This window comes from Stenotrophomonas sp. NPDC077659 (assembly GCF_050268705.1).
In the GTDB taxonomy this organism is placed as follows: Bacteria; Pseudomonadota; Gammaproteobacteria; order Xanthomonadales; family Xanthomonadaceae; genus Stenotrophomonas.
In genome coordinates this window covers 1-3992 of sequence record NZ_JBNNHG010000221.1, presented here as the reverse complement: position 1 = coordinate 3992, position 3992 = coordinate 1, and the positions used below count along the sequence as shown (strand labels likewise).

Here is a 3992-nt window from a genome sequence, read left to right as displayed (position 1 = left end):
AGTCCGACTTGTCGTCGAAGTAGATCTTGTCGATCGTGCCACCGGTGGTGACGACTCTCTTGGACATCTTCTGGCCCTGGCCATCGCGGATCAGGCCGGTGAAGTAGACGTCCTTGAACGGGATCTTCCCGGTCAGGTTGTCGGTGGCCATGATCATGCGCGCCACCCAGAAGAAGATGATGTCGAAGCCGGTGACCAGCACCGACGACGGCAGGTAGCGGTCGAAGCCGCGCTCGGCCATGGCCTGTTCGTTCGGCCAGCCCAGCGTGGAGAACGGCCACAGCTGCGAGGAGAACCAGGTTTCCAGCACGTCGCTTTCCTGGCTCAGCACCACGTCGCTGCCGAGGTTGTGCTTTGCGCGCACTTCGTCTTCGCTGCGGCCCACGTAGCAGCTGCCGGTGGCGGCATCGAACCAGGCCGGAATGCGGTGGCCCCACCACAGCTGGCGGCTGATGCACCAATCCTGGATGTTGGCCATCCAGTGGCGGTAGGTGTTGATCCAGTTCGGCGGCACGAAGGCGATCGAACCGTTCTCGACCAGCTCCAGGCCACGGCGCGCCAGCTCGTCCATCTTCACGAACCACTGGTCGGTCAGGTAGGGCTCGATCACTTGGCCGGTACGGTCGCCACGCGGCACCTGCAGCTTGTGCGCCTTGGTTTCCACCAGGATGCCCAGGTCTTCCAGTTCGGCCAGCACGGCTTTGCGCGCTTCGTAGCGGTCCATGCCCTGGAAGCGTTCGGGCGCGTTTTCATTCAGCGCCGCCACCGGGGTGAACAGGTTGATCATCGGCAGGCTGTGGCGCACGCCCACCTGGTAGTCGTTGAAGTCGTGCGCCGGAGTGACCTTGACCACGCCGGTACCGAACGCGCGGTCGACATAGTCATCGGCGATCACCGGCACGCGGCGGCCGGTCAGCGGCAGCACCACCTGCTTGCCGATCAGGTGTGCGTAGCGCTCGTCGTCCGGGTGCACCATCACCGCGGTATCGCCCAGCAGGGTTTCCGGGCGGGTGGTGGCCACCACCAGGTAATCGCGGGTTTCGCGCAGGGTTTCCACGCCGTCGGCATCACGCTCGACGTGCTCGTAGCTCAGGCCCTCATCCAGCGTGTAGGCGATCGACCACAGGAAGCCGTCTTCCTCGGCGCTCTCCACTTCCAGATCGGAGATCGCGGTCTTCAGCACCGGGTCCCAGTTGACCAGGCGCTGGCCGCGGTAGATCAGGCCCTGTTCGTGCCAGCGCACGAAGGCCTCGACCACCGCTTCGGACGGCTGCGGGTCCATGGTGAAGGTGCTGCGCGACCAGTCGGCCGAAGTGCCCAGGCGGCGCATCTGCCGCTCGATGGTGTCACCGGACTGCTGCTTCCATTCCCACACCTTGCCGATGAAGCCTTCGCGGCCCAGTGAATCGCGGGTCTCGCCCTTGCCTTCCAGCGCCAGGTTGCGGCTGACCACCATTTCGGTGGCGATGCCGGCATGGTCGGTACCGACCTGCCACAGCGTGTCGTAGCCGCGCATGCGGTGGTAGCGCACCAGCGCATCCATCAGGGTCTGCTGGAAGGCATGGCCCATGTGCAGGGTACCGGTCACGTTCGGCGGCGGCAGCAGGATGGTGTAGGGCTCGCCCTTGCCGGACGGCTTGAAGTGGCCGGCCTTCTCCCAGGCCTCGTAGAGGTCGGTCTCGAAGGACGTCGGGTCGTAGCTGGAGGCGAGTTGGGTCATGCGGGGGAACCAGGAGGTAATCGTTGAAGGATCAGGGCAGCGGGGCGGCCCATCAAGGGGACCGCGCCGGGCTCACATGTCGTGCTTGTTCAGGTCGTAGCCGGCGGTCTTGTACTGGCGCCAGCGCTCGCGCAGCGGCTCGCGCGCTTCCGGGTCGGCCGGTACCACTTCCAGCACGCGCTCGCACTGGCCCAGCCAGGGTTCGTCGCGCAGGTTGATGACCAGCGGGCGCATCGGCGCTTCGTCGCCGGGGATGGAAATCAGCACCACGGCCTCTTCCTCGTCCACGTCCTCGCCGACGATCTGGTGCGGGATGTAGGCATCCTCGTCGAACGACCAGAGCAGTTCGTCCAGTTCTTCGGCCTGGGCCTGGTCGCGGGCCAGCACCAGGGCGGGCAGCCCGGCATCGTTGGCCTTGCGTGCCAGTTCGCAGACCAGGCGCAGCGGCTCGGTCAGGAACCGGGGCTTGGCGATCAGGTAGAAATCAGCGCGGGGCATGGCAGGGTCCGGGTCGGGCAGGGGCCCGGCATGCCGGGCAGGCAGGCCGGAGAATGCCCCGGCCGGCAGGCGCCGGCCAGGGGCAGGTACGGCATCAGGCGCGGGCGGCCTGGTCCAGCAGCCACTGGGTGAGCAGGCCCACCGGGCGGCCGGTGGCCATGCCACGCTTGCCTTCATCGCTGGCCACGCCGGCGATGTCCAAGTGCGCCCAGCGCTGGCCTTCGGCGAAGCGCGACAGGAAGCAGCCGGCGGTGATGGCACCGGCCCAGCGGCCGCCGATGTTGTAGACGTCGGCGAAGCTCGAATCCAGCATCGGCTGGTACTCGTCCCACAGCGGCAGGCGCCAGGCGCGGTCGAACACATGCTCGCCCGCGGCCAGCAGTTCGTTGGCCAGATCGTCGTGCTTGCTCATCAGGCCGGCGGTCTGGTGGCCCAGGGCGACCATGCAGGCACCGGTCAGGGTGGCCACGTCGACCAGGGCCTGCGGCTCGAAGCGCTGCGCGTAGGTCAGCGCGTCGCACAGGATCAGGCGGCCTTCGGCGTCGGTGTTGCCCACTTCGATGGTCTTGCCCGACATCGAGGTGATCACATCGGACGGGCGGTAAGCGTTGCCGTCGATGGCGTTTTCAACGGCCGGCACGACCACCACCAGGTTCAGCGGCAGCTTGGCTTTCACGGTGGCGACGAAGGTGCCGATGACGTTGGCGCCACCGCACATGTCGTACTTCATTTCCTCGATGCCGCCCTGGGTCTTCAGGTTCACGCCACCGGTATCGAAGGTGATGCCCTTGCCGACCAGCACGTACGGCTTGGCGTCACCGCCGCCGGACCACTTCAGCACCACCAGGCGCGGGCGGTTGGCCGAGCCACGGGCCACGGCCAGCAGCGAGCCCATGCCCAGCGCTTCCATCTGGTGTTCGTCGAGGATGTCGGCTTCGGCACCTTCGTGTTCGCCGGCGAACTTCACGCCCACTTCAGCCAGGTAGGCCGGGGTGCAGTAGTTCGGCGGCAGGTTGCCCAGCTCGCGGGCGAACTCGACACCGGCGGCGATGGCCTGGCCCTGGGCCAAGGCCTGGACGTCGTCACCGGCGATGGCCAGCTGGGCCAGGCCGGCGTCGTCGGCCTTCTTCTTGCCCAGCGTGGCGGTGTAGCGGTAGGCGGCGTGGTCGGCGGCGATCACCGCCTGGCGGATCGCCCAGGCCGCGTCGCGGTCCTTCACGGCCACTTCGGACAGGGTGAACAGTGCGCTGCGGGCGGCGCCGGCCTTGAGGGCACGCACGGCGTCGCCGATGGCCTTCAGGTACTGCGGCACGCCGAAGCGGGCGGCATCGCCAAGGCCGACCACCAGCACGCGCGGGGCGGTCACGCCCGGCAGGTCGTGCAGCAGGGTGGTGGCGCCGGTCTTGCCGGACAGGTCGCCGCGCTGGGCCAGGGCGGCCAGGCGGCCACCGCTGGCGGCGTCCAGGGCCTGGGCGGCCGGGGTCAGGGTGTGGTCGGCATAGGCGCCGACCACCAGGCAATCGACGCTGGCGGCGGCCGGCGCGAGGTGGTTCAGGGTGAATTCGAGGGCCATTGAGCAGATTCCATTGGCGAGTCCGTACAATCGCAGGCCGTTTACGCCCAGACAGTAGACTGGGCGGCACCGCGAACGAACCCCAGAGTTTAAACCACCGCCCCATGCTGAAGCTCGACCGATACCTGCTGGGCGATTTCGAACTGCCTTCAGGCGCACCTCGTTGCCGTCGGCATCCACGCCCAGCACGTCCTTTTCGAT

Annotated in this window: 3 protein-coding genes; all 3 read right to left on the bottom strand. The window is 67.6% G+C overall.

Going from position 1 to position 3992, the window contains the following annotated elements:
- The coding region (locus tag ACQKDV_RS18625; protein WP_427785735.1) for a valine--tRNA ligase at window positions 1-1720 on the bottom strand (1720 nt) is incomplete at its 3' end.
- A gap of 72 nt (window positions 1721-1792) precedes the next feature.
- Window positions 1793-2218: a DNA polymerase III subunit chi gene (locus tag ACQKDV_RS18620; protein WP_108745936.1), complete on the bottom strand. Its 426-nt coding sequence runs from the start codon at window positions 2216-2218 to the stop codon at window positions 1793-1795.
- Window positions 2219-2312: 94 nt separating this feature from the next.
- Window positions 2313-3791 (bottom strand): leucyl aminopeptidase, encoded by a 1479-nt coding sequence (locus tag ACQKDV_RS18615; protein WP_427785734.1) that lies wholly within the window; start codon window positions 3789-3791, stop codon window positions 2313-2315.
- Window positions 3792-3992 lie beyond the last annotated feature (201 nt).